Consider the following 18,556-nt stretch of genomic DNA (forward strand, 5'->3'; position numbering starts at 1 on the left):
TGCGGCTGAGAAGGCTGGACTCCCGCCCGCTCTCGATTCGAGGGCGGGCGGACTTGTTAGAAGATGGAGAGGCCCGTGCGGGTGGTGAAGTGGTCCAACACCGCGAGCCCGGCCAGGGAGTTTCCGTGGCTGTCCAAGCCCGGGCTCCAGGTGGCGAGGGCCATGCGGTTGGGGATGATGGCGAGGATGCCGCCGCCCACACCGCTCTTGCAGGGCAGGCCGACCCGGTAGGCGAACTCGCCCGCGGCGTCGTAGGTGCCGCACGTGAGCATGATGGCGTTGATCTGCTTGGCCTGGCTGCGGGTGAGCAGCCGCTGCCCGTCCGGACAGAGGCCATGGTTGGCCAGGAACAGGCCCGCCTGCGCCAACTGCCGGCAGTTCATGCGGATGGAGCACTGCCGGAAGTAGTGCCGCAGGACTTCGTCGACCGGGTGGGTGAGGTTGCCGAACGACTTCATGAAGTGGGCGAGGGCGGCGTTGCGATCCCGGTGCTGCCACTCCGACTCGGCGATGTCCTCATCGACGGCCACCTGCGAAAGGCCGACCTGGGCCCGCAGGAACGTGAGCACCGTGCCGCAGGCGTCCCCGGTGAGGGACAGCAGGGCGTCCGTGACGACCAGGGCTCCGGCGTTGATGAAGGGGTTGCGTGGCAGGCCGCGCTCGTACTCGAGCTGGACCAGGGAGTTGAAGGGGTTGCCGGACGGCTCCTTGCCCACGCGCCGCCAGAGGGCATCGCCCAGGCGGGAGAGGGTGAGCGCCAGGGCGAAGACCTTGGAGATGCTCTGGATGGAGAAGGTCTCCTGGTCGTCGCCGGTGCCGCACACCTCGCCTTCCAGGGTGGCCAGGGCCAGGCCGAAGCGCGAGGGGTCTGCCTGGGCCAGCAGCGGGATGTAGTCCGCCACGCGGCCCTGTCCCAGCAGCGGCCGGACTTCCGCCGCGAGTTCCGAGAGGAGGAGGGGATAGGGGGAGGGCATCACGCGACTCCCAGATGAACAGCCACGGGATGCCCGTGACAAGCCCGTAGAGCACCCGACTCACGCGTTCGGTCTGGCCTCAAAGGCGCGCTGGAGGGTCGCGACATCGAGTTTGCTCATCTTCATCATCGCCTGCATGGCGCGCCCCGCCGCCTCGCGGTCAGGTGCTCCCATCATTTCGGTGAGGGCCCGTGGGACGATCTGCCACGAGAGGCCGAAGCGGTCCTTGAGCCAGCCGCATGGCCCGGGCGAGCCGCCACCTTGAATCAGCGCGTCCCAGAGCCGGTCCACCTCGGCCTGGTCCGCGCAGTCGATGGTGAAGGACACGGCCTCCGTGAAAGGGAACTTGGGGCCGCCGTTGAGACCCATGAACTGCTGCCCGGCGAGCGTGAACTCGACCGTCAGCACGGCTCCAGCGGGCGTGCTCGGATTGTCCGCGGGCGAGCGCATCACCCTGTCGATGCGGGAATCGGGAAGCAGCGAGACATAGAGTTTCGCGGCTTCCTCGGCCTGACCGTTGAACCAGAGGCAGGGGACGATCTTGGACATGGCTCTCACTCCTGGGTGTCGAGCAAGATGATGAGGCGCGGGGTGTCGAACGGCATGCCGCCCTCTGGGGCCCGGCCCCCGTTCGAGGGGCAGGGGAGCGGGCAGGGGCGCCGTCAGGTCTCCGCGACAGCCTCGGTGATGCTCATCGCTGTCGGAGTGGGAATGACCCTCGAGAGTCGGAGTCCTGCCTGAGCGAAGAGCTTCCCGAACTCCGCTTCCGTGCGCTCCCGGCCCGGCAGTGAGGCCAGCATCATGACGTCCAGCACCTTGCCCCCATGCGGGGCATTGCCTGGGGGGATGACCGTGTCGACGACGAGGACTCGCCCGCCCGGTGCCATGGCGCTTCGGCAGTTGCGCAGGATGCCGACGCAGACCTCATCGCTCCAGTCGTGGAGGATGCGCTTCAGGACATACACGTCCGCGCCCGCGGGCACTTCCTGGAAGAAGTCCCCCGTGGCGTGCTCGCAGCGATCCGCGAAGCCCGCTCTGGCGATTCGAGACTCCGCGAGCACATGGGCGTGGTCGAAGAGCACGCCCCGGATCTTCGGAGAGGACTGGAGCACTTCGATGAGGAACCCCCCGTGTCCCCCGCCGATGTCCACGACCTTCTGGAAGGGGCTGAAGTCATAGCTGCGTGCGATGGGGCCGTTCTCAAGGTCCGAGAGGCTGGACATCCCCCGGTGGAAGGTGGCTCCGGCCGCCGCGTCGCTCGCGAGGTAGTCGAAGAACGGCTTGCCGAAGATGCGGTCGAAGGGTGTCTTTCCTGTTCGGATCGTGTCCGCTAGCTCTCCGGTCGGGGCCCAGAAGATGTTCTGGGTGAGCATCAGCACCGCGTCACGCAGCGAGCCCTGCGTCTGCGAGCGCAGCAACTCCGCGGCGGGCGTGAGGCCGAAGCGCCCTTCGGCGTCCTCGGTGAACACTCCCGCGCTCGCCAGCAGGCGGAGCGCCCGGTAGAGCGAGGAGGCGTCGGTGCCAAGCTCCTCCGAGAGGAGGGCGGCGCTCTTGGGGCCTTGTACCAGTCGATCGGCGACACCCAGCTCGGTCACCGCGGCGAGCGCGCCAGAGACGATGAAGCCAAAGCCGAGCTCCACGATGAGCTGAGCGGGATGGGGAGGAGTCGAAGTCATGGGTGCGCCCTCGAGGTGTGGAGTGACACGCACGGAGTGTACTCCCGCCGAGGCCCGGGTGCCGCGTTGCGCGGCGCACGGTGCCCTTCGCGGATTCGTCAGTCGGCCGCGTTCCATTGTCCGGCTCGCGAGGTCACCGGAGTGATCTTCGGAAACTCCACCGAGCCCGAACACGAGCAGGCGCTGGGCGCGCTGACGCAAAGGTTGATGCAGGAGGATCCGTAGGGGCCGATGTCCACCGGTCCATGGGGCGCAAGCCGTGGTAAGGGAGGCCGCATGAGAACCTTCGTCCTCCTTCTGCCCTCGGTCCTCGCCCTTGCCACGGGATGTATCAGCGCGGAGTTCGTGCGGACCGATCCTCGCGTCACCCTTGCGCCGAAAGCGAGCCGGCCCCAGGTCTACATCGATCGATTGCCGGAGCGTTCATACCGTTCGGTAGGGATCATCGAGCTGACGATTCCCACCGGCTCGTCGCTCCAGGATGTCATGAATGCCGCAGGTGACGAAGGACAGCGCTCGGGATGCGATGTCGTCGTCGACCGCTCCATCCATCCTGTCCGGAGAGAGAGCGGACAGCGGGAGACGTCGACCTTCTGGAGGCATGCCCAGCACTCGCCCATCCCGCCGCCGCCGGCTGCTCCTCCTGTCGTCTACAACTCGCCGCCGCCCGGAAAACGCGAGTTCGTTTGCGGAATCTGGGAGGAGGCGGAGGCCCCCGCTCAGGGGCAGGCACCCTCAGCGGCTTCGCCTGGCCAGGCTGGAGTCGGGTTCACCGGGTAGCTGCCCGGCGTGCTCGCCAGGAGAGCAGAACGAGCTGGCCGGCGATGAGCAGCAGCACGGGCGGAAGCGCATGCGCGCCCGTGCTCGAGCAAGAGGACTCATTCGAGGAGCCCTTTGGCTTGAGCGGGAGCGGGGGGAGGTGGGCCTCGACGTACTTCACGTACTCGGCCGTGGGGGAGAACTCCTGGGTGTGGTGACACATCGAGGTCCACAGCACACCTCCCGAAGGGCGCGGGGCGGCAAAGACGATGTACTCGACGCCTTCCTGGAAGGGCATTCCACAGCCATCCGGGAAGGAGTCGCCCACGGCGAGCTCGGCTTCCGCGGGTCCCTTCCAGGCCGTGATGACCTCGAAGCGGACGACTCTCGGTACGGATGACCACTTACCAAAGGTGAACCTGCCGGTCCGGGTGATGGAGACGACGCGGCCGCGGAAGATGGCCTCCGAGCGTTGGACCACCTCCTCGGGCTTGTCTTGGATGTTGCACATGCAAGCCGAGGCACGCACGGGCATGAGCACCGCCAGGGCGAAGAGCAGCGGGAGGAGCCAACGAAGGTGCATGCGAGCCGCCGCGAGGCGCGGAGCAGCGCCCCTGGAAAGGTGTGCGGCCCGAAGTTATAGAGGACGGACATCCCTGAGAAGGCTCACCTCGATTGAACATGCGCTCCGGTATCCCCCCCGGCGCCCTGCACGCCTCCCGCTCCAGGGAAGTGGAGCTCGGGGTCGCTTCCGCATCCCTCGCGACTCTTGCCGTGCATCGTCCTACCTCGCTGCTCTCCGAGCTGCTGGGGCTCGGCATGGGGGACCTGCTGCACGAGGTGACGCGAGCTGGAGCTGCCCAGGCTCCCGCGCACTTCAGTTACCCCGGCGTCCCGTTGGTGGAGCTGCGCCAGGCACGCCAGTGGACGCCGGACCGGGGCGGCATGTGCGGCGTCCAGGCCAACGCGCACACCATCACCACCTATCAGGCGCTCGACTTCCACATGGCGCGCTACCTCGGCGCTCCGCTGCTGTCGACCTGGGTGACCTTCGGCAAGTACGCCGCCCGTGAGGCGGGCTCGTGGATCCGCATCCTCGAGACGATGCTGAGCCTCAGCCACCTGGGGCCGGGCGGCGGGACGTACGCGCGGAGGCTGCGGCTGAGCCGCTCGCTGCTGGCGCTCGCGAGCCAGGACGGACTGCTGGCCGCGCTCACCAGCGTGGTCCAGGGGCTGCTGGACGGCTATCGGACGAGCACCGCCCTGCTGGCAGATGCCCACCGCCTGGCGAACCTGCTGCCCGAGTTCCGACAGAGAGGATGGGCGGCGCGCAACGGCCTCGTGGAGGGCAACACCGAGATGTACCACCGCGTGGGGTTCGCCTTTGACGTCTTCCTGCGAGCCGAGGCCGCGGGGCGCAATGGCGTGGAGTCCCTCCAGGAAGTCATTTCCACCGGAGCGCTGGAGGATCCGCAGGGCTACCTCCAGGCGGGCTTCGCGCTCTACCGAGAGGCGCACCTGGTGGGCCTGCTGTCCCGCTCGCCGCGGGTGTCCCGTGGCCGCCAGCTCGTGCTCGAGTCCTGTCGTCGGCACCTCGTCCACGAGGGCAACCTGCTCATCGCCGTACAGGAGCAGGCGCTGGTGCTGCAGCGCCCCAGTGTCTTCACCCACCCGGTCCTCCACGCGCTGCTGGGCGCCGTGCGGCCGGGCCAGTTGCGGATGACGCTCACGCCGCTGCCGGGAGGGAAGGGCTACGACCGATTCCCGATGCTGCCCGACGGAGGCAACTGGGCGGACTTCGCGACGCGGATGGGCGTTCGGGACGTCACGGACGAGCCGAACCGGCCCGCGTACACCTTCTCCGTCGTCTTCCCCGGTACGCCGCCCTCCGAGGCGCGCCACTACGTGGTGGACACGAACCGGCGGGGCACCATCGTGGACCTCTTCACGCGCTACCTCTGCGGGCCCGCGGGCGAGCAGCTCCAGCACGGGCGCCCCCGGGAGCTTCATCCCCTGTGAGGCGGAGCGCCCTTTTTCTGCGGCTCACGTCACCCGGGTGAGCACGGCCCGGTAGAGCGAGGACAGCCCGGGCACCGCTGAGGCCAGACCGCCCGCGGTGTCGAAGTGGTCTCTCTGGTAGACGATGCGCCCCTCGCGCACCCTCAGGTGGCTGACCCCCTCCAGGGTGAGCTCCGGCCCGATGCGCGGCGCGAACTTCAGCCGCCAGGACGCGAAGATGCGACCGTCCTGTTCGGCCAGCTCCTCCACGGTGATGTCGAGCCGGCGCGCGCGGGCCAGGAAGCGCCGGTTGAGCTCGGCATAGGCGGCCACGCCCGAGACGCGCTGGAGCGGATCCTGGAACTGGATGTGCTCGTCGTAGAGGGAGAGGAATGCGGGCAGCGCCGGCTCGCGCTCGCGGAACAGCGTCTCGAGCGCCCGGCTCCAGCGTTGACCCAGCGTTCCTTCTTCGGACGGACTCATGTGGCTCCTGGGCAGGGAGTGGAAGCCCCTGCGCGCGCGGCACCCTAGCACTCGCGGCCTTCTTCTCTGCTGCTGGTCCACCTTGGCGGAGGCTTGCCATACTGGCGTCTCCTGAAGAGGGGAGGGGACATGGGGCCCATCAAGTTGGATCGCCGTTCGCTGCTGACCGTGCTGGGAAGCGTCGCGGTGGGCGGCGCGGCGCGGGCCGCGGCCCCCGCTCGCCCGGCGGCCCGATCCGCCTACGAACGGGCCATCGTCATCAACGGCCAGGGAAGCGTCAGCGATCCGGACCCGAATGCGAAGCCAGATGACCCGCCCTCGAAGCGGATGTTCGACGAGGTGCGCGCCTCGGGCGTGACGGCCATCAGTACGACCGTGGGTGAGGTCGGAAACGGGCCGGACCGCTACCTCCACGCGCTCGACTACCTCGCGCTCTACAGCAGCCTGGCCGCCAACAGCCCCGACCTGTTCATGACCATCCTGCGTGGGAGCGATCTGGCGCTGGCCAAGCGGAACGGGCGGCTGGGGTTGATCTACAACCTGCAGGACACCACCGCGCTCGAGACCGATCTGTCACGCGTGCGCGCGCTGCGGCAGGCCGGCGTCCGCGTCATCCAGCTCACCTACAACAAGCGCAACCTGTGTGGTGACGGCGCGCTCGAAGCCGCGAACTCCGGGCTGAGCGACTTCGGTCATGAGGTCATCGCCGAGCTCGAAAAGAACAAGGTACAGCTCGACCTCAGCCACGGAGGCCAGAAGACCATCGCCGAGGCGATCGCCGCCGCGAAGGTTCCGCCGACGATCTCCCATACGGGCTGTCGAGACCTCGTGGACAACCCCCGCAACGTCTACGACCGGGAGCTGCGCGCGCTCGCCGACAAGGGCGGGGTGGTCGGCATCTACTTCATGCCCTTCCTGCGGAACGGGGGCATGGCCACCTCCGAGGATGTGATTCGCCACCTGGAGCACGCGGTGAAGGTCTGCGGCGAGGACCACGTCGGCATCGGCACCGACGGCAAGCTCTCGGCCCTGGTCATGGACGACAAGGCCCGCGAGCGGCAGCGGAAGTTCTACGAGACGCGCAAGGCCCAGGGGCTCGCCGCGCCGGGAGAGGCGGCCGACGTGTTCAACATCGTCGTCGACTACAACTCCCACCGCCGCTTTGAGAACCTGGCGAACGACCTGTCTCGGCGCGGCTGGCCCTGGTCCCGCATCGAGAAGATCCTGGGCAGCAACTTCGCCAGGGTGTTCACCCAGGCCTGGGGTGGATGAGTTTCCACCCTCGGCGTGGCGGGCTCACCGAGCGGACAGTCGTATTTTGACAGCGTTGTCAAGCCGATGTTATGAGCCCCACCCATGGATGGTGATGGTCGAGGTCCCTCTGAGGTGACCCTGGAGGAAGTGGCCCGTCGTGCCGGCGTCTCGCCGAGTACCGTGTCGCGCATCCTCAATGGCACGGCCCGTGTGCGGGAGAGCAAGCGCAAGGCGGTCGAGCGCGCCATCGCCGAGCTCGACTACCACCCCAACGTCATGGCCCGAGGCCTGGCGGGTGGGCGCTCCATGTCCATCGGGGTCGTCACCCAGGACATCTCCAGCCCCTTCTACAACGAGACCCTCAAGGGCATCGAGGACAGCATCTCCGTGGCCGGCTATGCGCCGCTCTTCGTGAGCGGCCACTGGAACCGGGCCAAGGAGGCCGAGCGCATGGCGCTGCTCGTGGCGCGCCGCGTCGACGGCATCATCGTGCTCACCGGCATTCTCGATGACGCCACCCTGCTGACCTACGCGCAGCGCATGCCGATCGTCATCACCGGCCGCAGCCTGCGAGCGCCCAACCTCTACAGCATCCAGCTCGGCAACGAGCAGGCCGCCTACGAGGCCACCCGCCACCTCATCGAGCTGGGCCACAGCCGCATCGCCCACATCGGCGGGCCGGAGGACAATGTCGATGCCCAGGAGCGCCTGGCCGGCTTCCGGCGCGCGCTGGCCGAAGCCAACCTGCCGATGGAGGATCGCCTGCTCGCCGTGGGCGACTTCCATGAGGCCAGTGGCCTGCTGGCGCTGAACCAGCTGCTGGACACGCGCCTGAACTTCACGGCCCTGTTCGTGGCCAACGACCAGATGGCCTACGGCGCCCGGCTGGCCCTGTACCGCAAGGGGATCCGCGTCCCGGAGGACGTGTCCCTGATTGGCTTCGACGACCTGCCGGGCTCGCTGTACTCCACCCCGCCGCTCACCACCGTGCGCCAGCCCGTGTACGACCTGGGGAAGGCGGCCGGAGGGGCCATGCTCCAGCTCATCCAGGGCCGGCCCGTCTCCGAGGTCGTCATCCCCTCTCTGCCGCTGGAACTCATCGCCCGCGAGTCGACCCAGCGGCGGCGCGGTCAGTCCTACTGACAGAATCCTGAAAAGAGGGGCCCGAAAGCGCGTAAAAACAGGGAAGTGATGAAAGCGCTTTCACCTTATGGCTTGCCGTGTCATGATGAGGGCCTCTCCCTGGGAGAGGAGACCCGATGTCGCGCCAGCCCAAGCCTATGAACCCCCGATACTTCCCCGAGGACTTCCAGTGGGGCGTCGCCACCAGCGCCTATCAAATCGAAGGCGCCGCCAATGAGGATGGGCGTGGCCCGTCCATCTGGGACACCTTCAGCCACACTCCGGGCAAGGTGGTGGACGGCCACACCGGCGACGTGGCGTGCGAGCACTACCACCGCGTCGAGGAGGACCTGGACCTGCTGGTGGCGCTGGGGGTCAACGCCTACCGCTTCTCGGTGGCCTGGCCTCGTGTCCTGCCCTCGGGGCGCTATCCGGTGAACGCGAAGGGGCTCGACTTCTACGACCGGATGCTGGACGGCCTGTTGGCGCGAGGCCTGCGGCCGCACCTGACGCTCTACCACTGGGACTTGCCGCAGGCGCTCCAGGATGAGGGCGGGTGGGCCAACCCGGAGACGATCCAGCACTTCGCTGACTACGCGGAGGTGGTCGCGCGCCGCCTGGGAGACCGGCTGGAGAGCATCACCACGTTCAATGAGCCCTGGGTCGTGGCGACCCTGGGCCATGAGAAGGGCATCTTCGCGCCCGGCCTGACGGACCGGCGGCTGGCGATGCAGGTGTCGCACCACCTGCTGATGGCGCATGGCCTGGGCGTGCAGGTGCTGCGCACGATCGTGCCTCGGGTGAAGCTGGGCATCGTCCTCAACATGGCGCCCACCCATCCCGCCCGGCTGAACGCCGTCGACCGGGCCAAGGCCCAGCTCGAGGATGGCCTGCTGGTGCGCTGGTACATGGACCCGCTGTTCCGAGGCCACTACCCGCAGGATGTGCTCAATCACCTCGGGGCGGATGCCCCCGACGTGAAGCCGGAGGACCTGCGGCTCATCCGGCAGCCGATCGACTTCCTGGGCATCAACTACTACACGCGCAACGTCGTCCACGCCGAGGACCCCAGCGCCACGCCTCCGGGAGAGATGGGCTTCACCGACATGGGCTGGGAGGTCTATCCGCAGGGGTTGACGGAGCTGCTGGTCCGGCTCACCCGCCACTACAACCCTCCGCCGCTCTACATCACCGAGAACGGGGCCGCCTTCGTGGACCGGCTGGAGGGCGACCGGGTCCACGACGTGGAGCGGGTGCGCTACCTGGAGACGCACATCGGGGCCATGGCGGAGGCGCGCGCCCAGGGCGTGGACATCCGCGGCTACTTCGCCTGGAGCTTCCTCGACAACTTCGAGTGGGCGCTGGGCTACCTGAAGCGCTTCGGCATCGTGTACGTCGACTACGACACCCAGCGGCGCGTGATGAAGGACAGCGCCCACTGGTACCGCGACTTCATCGCGTCCCAGCGCATCTGGCAGCCCTCCGTCTCCGGGGCGTGAGGTTCGCTCCCCGGCAGTGAGGCACCCGAAAGGGGCGTGAGGCCGGATGGTCTCCGCCCCTTTTGTGTTTCTGGGTGCCCGCATTGCTGGGAGCGCTTTCAGAAAGCCTCCTGCTGAAACCCAGGGACCCAGGGCTTTGCCCCATCATTTGAGTGTTTTCCGGTTTACAGACACCCGGGTTCTTGAAAGCGCATTCAAAAAATGCTTTACTTACCGGGTATCGAGGCCTATACGGCTGCCCGGGGGAAGCAAGAAGCCCCCGTCTGTCTTGACGCGGTGCGCAAGGACGGCCCTTTCACCAGCCAGACCGAGGAGACGGTTATGTCGCTTGGGGAGTCGCGGAACGAAGGACGAGGGTGGCCGCGGGGGAGGGCGTCATGGCTGGTGGGGGTCGCGGGGTTGATGGCGACCGTGACGTTGGCTTGCGGCGGCGAGCTGGAGTTCACCGAGGAGGAGCTGACGGGAAGCGTCCAGCAGGCGGCCTTCACGGGCGTGCCGCTGTTCAGCGCCAGCACCTCGCTGGAGCCCGCGCTCGTGGTGGACACGTCCACGGCCCGCGTCACCCGCTTCGCGGACCGGGTGCGAGACCGCCACGCGCGTGAGTCGGAGTTCCGCAGCTACGATCATTACCTGCCGCTGTACTTCACCAACCGGACCATCTCCGTCGAGATCGTCGACCGCGTCGCCAAGGGCGGCACGGACATCACCTTCAACGTCACCTCGCTCGTGCCGCTGGAGACGCCGGACTTCCGCGCCTTCTACCTGGGGCAGGGCGTCCTCTCGAACTACCACTTCAACGCGGACATGACGCAGTTGGATCCGCTCCACTACACCGTCACCGTCACGCGCAACGTCCGGGAGAACCGGGCGCTGCAGAACGGCGACCGGATGGAGATCGAGATCAGCCCCTTCCTCCTGCCCCCGGTCGAAGGCCGCACCAACTACTACGGCACGACCTTCCTCTACATCGTCGGACAGGGCGGCATGGTCCCCTGGGAGGGTGTGGGCGCCAACCTGGACTCGTTCGCGCTGCCGCAGGCGGCCTGGCTCGGGGGGCGCACGACGATTGGCCACAACTACTCCAACGAGCCTTCCCACCGCTTCAAGCAGATGTCGACGAACCTGGCGCCGGTGAACGCGCAGCCTTTCGTCCTCGGCCGCCGCCTGCACCACACCGACTTCGGTGATGGCACCCACTCCGAGTCCGGCAACCCGGTGTACGGCGAGCAGTTGAACAAGCTCGGTCCTCGCTACATCGCGCGCAGCTGTGTCGCCTGCCACGTCAACAACGGGCGCGCGCTGCCGCCGGGGACGACGACGGCCGGACTCAACGTGCAGTTCTTCGCCAACAACGCCCCCTGGGCCGACGTCCACTACAGCGTCAACGGCGGTGGGCAGCAGAACATCCGGATGACGCACGATGCCGCCAACAACAACACCTTCATCGCGGCGAACCTGCCGGGTGGGGCGACCGTGCGCTACTCGTTCACCATCGGCCTGGCCGCCGGTGGCCAGACCAGCACCGCGGCCATCCAGTTCACGGTGGCGGGCGGGAGCACCGGTGGCAATGGCAGCTATGGCCACTCCGTCCTCTCTCCGGCCCTGCAGTACGTCGTCCGGGTGGGGCAGGTGAGTGGCTCTACCGTGACGGCCCATCCGCAGCTGGGCTTCGTCATCCAGCCGCAGACCACCAGCGGCAGCCCCGAGGGCAACGTGACGATCTCGGGCTGGACGACGACGAGCGGCACGTACGGCGACGGGACGGCGTACCAGCTGCGGCGCCCCACCTACAGCTTCACCGGGGCGGTGCCCGCGAACTACTCGGCGCGCATCTCCTCGCCGCTGGTTGGAATGGGGCTGCTGGAGGCCGTCGCGGAGACCACGGTCGCCGCCCTGGAGGATCCCTCCGACAGCAATGGCGACGGCATCTCCGGGCGCATCCAGTACGTGACCGACTCGCAGACGGGCCAGCAGCGCATGGGCCGCTTTGGCTGGAAGGCTGGCAGCGCCCGCCTCAGCCAGCAGATCGCCCGGGCGCTCAACACGGACATGGGGGTCACCACCTCCATCTACCCGAACCACGACTGTGGCTCGTCGCAGAGCTGCCCGGCCGGGGGCACGGAGCTGAGCGACGCGGACCTCGACAAGCTGGTTCGCTACGTCGCTACGCTGGGCGTGCCGGCGCGCCGCAACCTCAATGACACGCAGGCCCAGCAGGGCGAGAGCCTGTTTGGCACCTTCGGGTGCAGCAAGTGCCACACGCCGTCGCTGACGACCAGCGCGTATCACCCCATGGCCGAGCTGCGCGGGCAGACGATCCGCCCGTACACGGACATGCTGCTGCACGACATGGGCACGGGCCTGGCGGACAACCTGCCGGAGGCCCTGGCCTCGGGCGCTGAGTGGCGCACGCCTCCGCTGTGGGGCATCGGCCTGACCGCGGGTGTGAGCGGTGGCGAGGCGTACCTGCATGACGGCCGCGCTCGCAACCTGAGCGAGGCCATCCTGTGGCACGGCGGCGAGGCCGAGGCCTCCAAGCAGGCCTTCCGCACCGCCAGCAGCACCAACCGGGCCGCGCTGCTCCGCTTCCTGCAGTCGCTCTGAGTTCCTGGCGGTCCTTTCACTTTCAATCGCTGTCCTTGTTTCAATCGAGGGGAATGAACGATGCGTGAGAATCAACTGGTGAGAGCCGTATCCCGAGGTGGTTTCGCGGCGCAGTGTGTGATGGCCGCGCTCGCGGTCCTGTTCGCCACGGAGGCGCTGGCCGCGACGACGTCGGGCTATACCGTCACGTCGAGCTCCAGCATCCAGTTCTGGGTCAAGGAGGCGGCCTGGGCGGACCTGCACTACACCATCAACGGTGGCACGCAGCTCAACGTGCGGATGACCGCCAGCGGCACCAACCACAGCTACAACGTCACGGGCGTGCCGAGCGGCGCGGCGGTGCGCTACTTCTTCACCATCGGCCCCACCAGCGGCGGTGCGTACGACACGGCGTGGGCCCAGTTCACCATGGGAGGCACGACGCCTCCGCCGACCGGCAACTGGGCGGTGGTCTGGGAAGACACCTTCAGCGGCACCGGCCAGCCCAACTCCGCCAACTGGAACTACCACGTGGGCAACGGTTGGAACCCGGGCGCCGGCGCCTTCTCGGGCTGGGGTAACGGCGAGTGGGAGTGGTACCGCCCCGAGAACTCCTACCAGCAGAACGGCAACCTCGTCATCCGCGCTGACTTCGCCACGACGCCCACCGTCATCGCCGGCCGCAACTGGTTCCAGAAGTCCTCGCGCATCACCACCAAGGGCAAGCGGTCGTGGAAGTATGGCCGCGTCGAGGCCCGCATCGCGATGCCCAACGCCATCGGCACCTGGCCGGCCTTCTGGATGATGGGGAACGCCTGCGACGACACGTACACGACCAACTATGCGGCGCCCATGAGCCACTACGACATCATGGCGTCCAACTGGTCGAGCTGCGGCGAGATCGACATCATGGAGCACCGCAACCTCGAGACGGTCACCTTCCAGAACCTGTTCTGGGACTCGCGCACCGGTCTGTATCCGTGGGGGAACGGCATGAACAACGAGCAGCCCAGCAACATCAACGTGGGCAATGTCACCCAGTTCCACCTGTACACGATCGAGTGGGAGCCCACGCAGATCCGCTGGTACGTGGACCGTGAGACGCACCCGACGCCGGTTCACACCGTGGACATCACGGCGGCCAACAAGGAAGAGTTCCAGAAGCCGTTCTACATCATCCTGAACCTGGCCCTCAGCGGCCTGTTCACGGGCTACGCCGAGCCGAACCCCGCCGACTTCCCGATGTACATGTACGTCGACTACGTCCGCGTGTGGCAGAAGCAGTAGACGCGAGTACCCCGACTGGCTGTGTCACCTCTCCTGTTGGAGAGCGAGACGCAGCCAGTCGTTTTTTCGCTGTGCGGCACAAGCCTCAAAGACAGAGCAACGATTGACCCCGCTCCGGCGAGGGAGGGACGAGTGGACACGCGCTTTTCGATGATTCGCGTCGGTACCGTGACGGTGCTGGCCGCGCTGACGTGGGTGGGAACGGCTTGCAAGAAGGAGAGCTCGGAGCCGGCGGCGGGAACCACCGCCACGTCCACGGGCGAGAAGAAGGCCGCGGGAGCAAAGATTGCCCTGCTGCTGCCCGAGTCGAAGACGGCGCGCTACGAGTCGCACGACCGGCCGCACTTCGAGCGCAAGGTGAAGGAGCTGTGCCCGGAGTGCGAGGTCATCTACAGCAACGCGGACCAGGACGCGGCCAAGCAGCAGAGCCAGGCCGAGGCGGCGCTGACCAACGGCGCCCAGGTGCTGGTGCTCGACCCGGTGGACTCGGCCTCGGCGGCGGCCACGGTAGCGCGGGCCAAGCAGTCCAAGGTGCCCGTCATCAGCTATGACCGACTGATTACCGGCGCGGACGTGGACTACTACATCTCGTTCGACAACGAGAAGGTGGGCAAGCTCCAGGGCCAGGCGCTGGTCGACAAGCTCAAGGCGGACGGCAAGGGCAGTGGCACGGTGGTGATGATCAACGGCGCGCCCACCGACAACAACGCGAAGATGTTCAAGGCCGGCGCGCACGCCGCCATCGACGGCAGCGGGCTGACGGTGGGGGCCGAGTACGACACCCCGGACTGGAGCCCGGACAAGGCGCAGCAGCAGATGGAGCAGGCGCTGACCTCGCTGGGCAAGGACAAGATTGTCGGTGTGTACGCGGCCAATGACGGCACGGCCGGCGGTGCGATTGCCGCGATGAAGGCCTCGGGCGTCAACCCGCTGCCGCCCGTCACCGGGCAGGACGCGGAGCTGGCCGGCATCCAGCGCATCGTGGCGGGCGAGCAGTTCATGACCGTCTACAAGGCCATCAAGCCGGAGGCCGAGGTGGCCGCCGAGCTGGCGGTGGCGCTGGCCAAGGGCCAGCCGGCTCCCGCTGGCAAGGTCAACGCCAAGGTGAACAATGGCCAGAAGGACGTGCCGGCCATCCTGCTGGCGCCCGTGGCGGTGACGAAGGAGAACGTGAAGAGCACTGTCGTCGCCGATGGCTTCTGGAAGGCCGACGAGATCTGCGCGGGCGCGTACAAGGATGCCTGCGCCACGGCGCAGTTCCAGTAGTCCAGGAGATCCCCATGCTCTCCAACACGCTGCTGGCGCTGCGCGGAATCTCCAAGCGCTTCGGAGCTGTCCAGGCGCTCACGGCGGTGGACTTCGAGGTCTCGGCCGGTGAAGTGGTCGCCCTGGTGGGCGACAACGGAGCCGGCAAGTCCACCCTCATCAAGGTCATCTCGGGAATCATCCCCATCGACGAGGGCGAGGTGCGCTTCGAGGGCCGGCCCGTGTCACTCGATGGGCCGAAGGCTTCCTCCGCGCTGGGGATCGCCACCGTGTACCAGGACCTCGCGCTCTGCGACAACCTGGACGTCGTGGGCAACCTGTTCCTCGGGCGCGAGGTGCGCGCGGGGGGCGTGGGCAAGGCGGCCGGCTGGCTGGATGAGACAGCGATGGAGCAGCAGGCTTCTTCGCTGCTTCAGCGGCTGAGCGTGAGCATCCCCAGCGTGCGCACGCAGGTGGCGGCGCTGTCGGGCGGCCAGCGGCAGTCCATCGCGGTGGCCCGGGCGATGATGGGCGCGCCGAAGATGGTGCTGCTGGACGAGCCCACCGCCGCGCTCGGCGTGGCGCAGACGCGGCAGGTGTTGGAACTCATCCGCCGGCTGCGGGAGCAGGGGCTCGGAGTCGTCGTCATCAGCCACAACCTGATGGACGTGTTCTCCGTGGCCGACCGCATCATCGTGATGAGACTGGGCAAGCGGGTGGCGACCTTCGACGCCAAGGATACGAAGGAGGTCGAGGTCGTCTCCGCCATCACTGGGGCCAGGAGGCCCGAGGCGCACGAGATTCGGCAGGTGGAGGCTTCATGAGCGCGCAGCTGGGAGTGGCAGTCGATCCGCGTCTGATTCAGGATGAGCCTGGCCTCGTGGGCGCCTGGCGGGGCTTCCGTCGCCGCCTGTCCCAAGGCGAGCTGGGCAGCCTGCCCGTCATCGTCGGCCTGAGCGTCATCTGGCTCATCTTCTACCTGGCCAACCCGCGCTTCCTGTCGGCCGTCAACCTCACCAACCTCATGCTGCAGATCGCCGCCATGGGGACGATCTCCGCGGGCATCGTGCTGGTGCTGCTGCTGGGAGAGATTGATCTGTCCGCGGGTGCCGTGAGCGGACTGGCCGCCTCCGTGATGACCATCCTCAACGTGAAGATGCAGTGGGCGCCCGTGCCCTCCATCCTCGCAGGGCTGGGCGCGGGCATGGCCATCGGGCTGTTCCACGGTTTGTGGATTACCAAGTTGCGCGTGCCCTCCTTCGTGGTGACGCTGGCGGGACTGCTCGGATGGCAGGGCGCCCTGCTGTTCGCCCTGGGCGGTACGGGCACGGTGAACCTCAATGATCCGCTCATCACCGGGCTCACCGGCACGTTCTTCGAGGCGACGGTTGCCTGGCCGGTGGCTGCGTTGATCATCCTCACCTACGTGGCCACGGTGCTGGTGGAGCGGTGGCGGCGAGCGGCCGCTGGGTTGCCGCTTCCTCATATGCGCTCCACGGTGGCGCGGGTGGTGGTCATCTCCGGCGCGGTGGTGGCCGCTGTGGCCGTCTTCACGCAGGACCGGGGACTGCCGCTCGCGGCGCTCATCTTCGCGGGCGTCGTGGTGCTGCTGGAGTTGCTCATCAAGCGCACGCGCTTCGGCCGCCACGTCTTCGCCGTGGGCGGTAACGCCGAGGCGGCGCGGCGGGCGGGTATCCGCGTGGAGAACATCCGCGTGGCCATCTTCGCGCTGGCCTCCACCATGGCCGCCGCTGGCGGCATCCTCGCCGCCTCGCGCCTGCTGGCGGTGAATCAGTCCTCGGGCAGTGGCGATGTGCTGCTCAACGCCATCGCCGCGGCGGTGATTGGCGGCACCAGCCTCTTCGGTGGGCGCGGCTCCGCGTGGTCGGCGATCCTCGGCGCGCTGGTCATCGGCTCCATCTCCAACGGGATGGACCTGCTGGCGCTGTCCTCCTCGGTGAAGTTCATGGTCACCGGAGCGGTGCTGCTCGTGGCGGCCTCCATCGACGCGCTCTCGCGCCGGGGACGGCAGGCCGCGGGCCGAGCCTGAGGTAGGGCAGGGGAGGGGAGTTCGGATCTCCTCCCCTGTACTTCTAGTTCACCGGCTCGAGGCGGCCCATGCGCCCGGCCTGGTAGTCCTGCACGGCGCGCTCGATCTGCTCCTGGGTGTTCATCACGAACGGGCCCTGGGAGACGATGGGCTCGCGCAGCGGCCGTCCCCCGAAGACGATCAGCCGGGCCGGGGTCTCCGTACCGCGCAGGATCAGGCGGTCCCCGTCTGGGCCCAGCACGGCCACATCTCCTGCATCCAGTCTGCGGTCCTCTCGGCCCGCGAGGACCGTGCCGGCTGTCACGTAGACCAGGAGGGAGTCACTCGTCGGCTGCACGTGCTCGAAGCCGCCGCCTGCCTGGAGCGTCACATCCAGCAGCGTCACGTCGGTGGGAGGGCGGAGTTCCGCGGTGCGCCCGTTGGAGCTTCCCACCAGGACTCGTGCGCGGCTGCCAGGGCCCTCGATGACGGGAATGCTCGGCCCTTTGGTGTGGAAGATGCTGGGCTCGCTGAACTTCTTGTCCGAGGCGAGGTTCACGAACATCTGGAGGCCATGCACGGTGGACCCACGGCGCACCGGGTACTCCTCATGGACCACGCCGCGCCCCGTCTGCGTCCAGAGCAGCTCCCCAGGCTCGATGACCAGTTGGTGGCCGAGCGAGTCACGGTTGAGGAAGCCCACCTCCGAATCCTCGAAGAGGTAGGTGACGGCGCTGAAGCCCGCGTGCGGATGGGGCGCGAAGGTAGGCGCACGCATCTCGAAGTGGTCGATGCTGATGAACGGGTCCATCGCGTCCTGGAGCTCCGGCCCACCCAGCTGGGTGGCGCTGAAGTCGGACGACCGCGTACGGCGCGGAGGATGAACCACTTTCAGCACGGAACGGGGCAGGGATGGAGAGGACATGGTCAGCGCTCCTTTCAGGGCGCCTTGCCGGTACGACGCCACTCTTCTCGCCGCTGGTCCAGGAGCTTCTTGCGCTCCTGCGCCTCCGAGAGCTGCCGTGGCACTTCCGCCAGCCGGTCCCGGTGCATCCGGATGCTCAGCTCGATCAACCCCTGGTCCCGCTCGGGGAGGCGATCCCTGTACTCAGTGAGCATCAGGCTCCCCATCTCGATGTAGTCCTCGGAGATCTTCCGGCGGTAGTCGTAGTAGCGCTGGATCTCCTCCTCGGTGGCCTCGCCCACCTGCACCTTCCCGAAGACCGTGTTCCACTGCCGCGCCTCCTCGTCGCGCTGCCGGAGCACCTCGGGATCCGTCGTCGGCGCGTCTCGCTTCCAGTACAGGTTGTCTGGCAGCCGGGCCCTCAGCTCCTCGATCTTCAGCGGAGAATCCGGATACTGCTCCTGCGTGGACTCCGCAGGGGGGACCTCGAGGAGCTTGGCCAGAGAGTCGTTCGGGTCCGGCACCGCGATGCGCCCTGGCGTCGCCACGCTCGAGGGTGCCGGCACGCTGGGGGCGGGCGCGGGGGTTGTCGCACCCTTCGCCTCATGTATGGGAGTGGTTTCCGGCGAGGAATGGTTGAGCAGCGCGAAGAGGACCGCAGCCACCAGTACCAGCGCTCCCAGCACGAGCGGCAGCTTTATGCGGTGAGTCAAACTCATGGTGGATCAGACACCCTTGCCCTT

At 67.8% G+C, this 18,556-nt stretch carries 17 protein-coding genes; 10 read left to right on the forward strand and 7 right to left on the reverse strand.

Annotated elements, in window-relative coordinates; translation table 11 throughout:
* Window positions 1-56 precede the first annotated feature (56 nt).
* From SYV04_RS28395 to SYV04_RS28405, 3 genes are all read right to left on the reverse strand, one after another.
* A complete protein-coding gene (locus SYV04_RS28395; RefSeq protein ID WP_321549075.1) occupies window positions 57-974 on the reverse strand; it encodes a glutaminase in 918 nt (305 codons plus the stop codon).
* 60 nt (window positions 975-1,034) lie between these two features.
* Window positions 1,035-1,523 carry a VOC family protein gene (locus tag SYV04_RS28400; RefSeq protein WP_321549076.1) on the reverse strand — a complete coding sequence of 163 codons (489 nt, stop codon included), beginning with the start codon at window positions 1,521-1,523 and terminating at the stop codon, window positions 1,035-1,037.
* A 113-nt stretch (window positions 1,524-1,636) separates the two neighbouring features.
* Window positions 1,637-2,650, reverse strand: a complete 1,014-nt coding sequence (locus tag SYV04_RS28405) for a methyltransferase (RefSeq protein ID WP_321549077.1) — start codon at window positions 2,648-2,650, stop codon at window positions 1,637-1,639.
* Between the two features lie 276 nt (window positions 2,651-2,926).
* Here SYV04_RS28405 and SYV04_RS28410 point away from each other — a divergent pair, with 276 nt between their 5' ends.
* Complete coding sequence (locus SYV04_RS28410) at window positions 2,927-3,430, forward strand: hypothetical protein (RefSeq protein WP_321549078.1); 504 nt, start codon at window positions 2,927-2,929, stop codon at window positions 3,428-3,430.
* On the opposite strand, the gene SYV04_RS28415 is transcribed toward SYV04_RS28410, so the two are convergent.
* Window positions 3,420-3,992: a hypothetical protein gene (locus tag SYV04_RS28415; protein ID WP_321549079.1), complete on the reverse strand. Its 573-nt coding sequence runs from the start codon at window positions 3,990-3,992 to the stop codon at window positions 3,420-3,422. The two genes, SYV04_RS28410 and SYV04_RS28415, sit on opposite strands and share 11 nt — an antisense overlap.
* Window positions 3,993-4,183: 191 nt before the next feature.
* Here SYV04_RS28415 and SYV04_RS28420 point away from each other — a divergent pair, with 191 nt between their 5' ends.
* Window positions 4,184-5,428: a hypothetical protein gene (locus tag SYV04_RS28420; RefSeq protein ID WP_321549080.1), complete on the forward strand. Its 1,245-nt coding sequence runs from the start codon at window positions 4,184-4,186 to the stop codon at window positions 5,426-5,428.
* 24 nt (window positions 5,429-5,452) lie between these two features.
* Here the strand turns inward: SYV04_RS28420 and SYV04_RS28425 are convergent, their stop codons facing one another.
* A complete protein-coding gene (locus SYV04_RS28425) occupies window positions 5,453-5,890 on the reverse strand; it encodes a nuclear transport factor 2 family protein (protein WP_321549081.1) in 438 nt (145 codons plus the stop codon).
* Window positions 5,891-6,019: 129 nt separating this feature from the next.
* Here SYV04_RS28425 and SYV04_RS28430 point away from each other — a divergent pair, with 129 nt between their 5' ends.
* From SYV04_RS28430 to SYV04_RS28465, 8 genes are all read left to right on the forward strand, one after another.
* Entirely contained in the window at window positions 6,020-7,162 is a 1,143-nt protein-coding gene (locus SYV04_RS28430) for a dipeptidase (protein WP_321549082.1), read from the forward strand.
* Window positions 7,163-7,246: 84 nt separating this feature from the next.
* Complete coding sequence (locus SYV04_RS28435; RefSeq protein ID WP_321549083.1) at window positions 7,247-8,287, forward strand: LacI family DNA-binding transcriptional regulator; 1,041 nt, start codon at window positions 7,247-7,249, stop codon at window positions 8,285-8,287.
* A 116-nt stretch (window positions 8,288-8,403) separates the two neighbouring features.
* Window positions 8,404-9,765: a GH1 family beta-glucosidase gene (locus SYV04_RS28440; protein ID WP_321549084.1), complete on the forward strand. Its 1,362-nt coding sequence runs from the start codon at window positions 8,404-8,406 to the stop codon at window positions 9,763-9,765.
* A 402-nt stretch (window positions 9,766-10,167) separates the two neighbouring features.
* A complete protein-coding gene (locus SYV04_RS28445; protein ID WP_321549085.1) occupies window positions 10,168-12,369 on the forward strand; it encodes a di-heme oxidoredictase family protein in 2,202 nt (733 codons plus the stop codon).
* A 120-nt stretch (window positions 12,370-12,489) separates the two neighbouring features.
* Entirely contained in the window at window positions 12,490-13,635 is a 1,146-nt protein-coding gene (locus tag SYV04_RS28450; RefSeq protein ID WP_321549086.1) for a glycoside hydrolase family 16 protein, read from the forward strand.
* A gap of 150 nt (window positions 13,636-13,785) precedes the next feature.
* Complete coding sequence (locus SYV04_RS28455; RefSeq protein WP_321549336.1) at window positions 13,786-14,901, forward strand: ABC transporter substrate-binding protein; 1,116 nt, start codon at window positions 13,786-13,788, stop codon at window positions 14,899-14,901.
* Window positions 14,902-14,915: 14 nt separating this feature from the next.
* On the forward strand, window positions 14,916-15,704 hold the full coding sequence (locus SYV04_RS28460) for an ATP-binding cassette domain-containing protein (protein WP_321549087.1): 789 nt from the start codon (window positions 14,916-14,918) through the stop codon (window positions 15,702-15,704).
* Window positions 15,701-16,930 carry a sugar ABC transporter permease gene (locus SYV04_RS28465; RefSeq protein WP_321549088.1) on the forward strand — a complete coding sequence of 410 codons (1,230 nt, stop codon included), beginning with the start codon at window positions 15,701-15,703 and terminating at the stop codon, window positions 16,928-16,930. Before SYV04_RS28460 ends, SYV04_RS28465 begins: the two co-directional genes overlap by 4 nt.
* Before the next feature lie 43 nt (window positions 16,931-16,973).
* On the opposite strand, the gene SYV04_RS28470 is transcribed toward SYV04_RS28465, so the two are convergent.
* Both SYV04_RS28470 and SYV04_RS28475 read right to left on the reverse strand, forming a co-directional pair.
* Window positions 16,974-17,834 carry a pirin family protein gene (locus tag SYV04_RS28470; RefSeq protein ID WP_321549089.1) on the reverse strand — a complete coding sequence of 287 codons (861 nt, stop codon included), beginning with the start codon at window positions 17,832-17,834 and terminating at the stop codon, window positions 16,974-16,976.
* 14 nt (window positions 17,835-17,848) lie between these two features.
* Window positions 17,849-18,532, reverse strand: a complete 684-nt coding sequence (locus SYV04_RS28475) for a hypothetical protein (RefSeq protein WP_321549090.1) — start codon at window positions 18,530-18,532, stop codon at window positions 17,849-17,851.
* Window positions 18,533-18,556 lie beyond the last annotated feature (24 nt).

The organism is Hyalangium ruber, from assembly GCF_034259325.1.
Classification (GTDB): Bacteria; Myxococcota; Myxococcia; order Myxococcales; family Myxococcaceae; genus Hyalangium_A; species Hyalangium_A rubrum.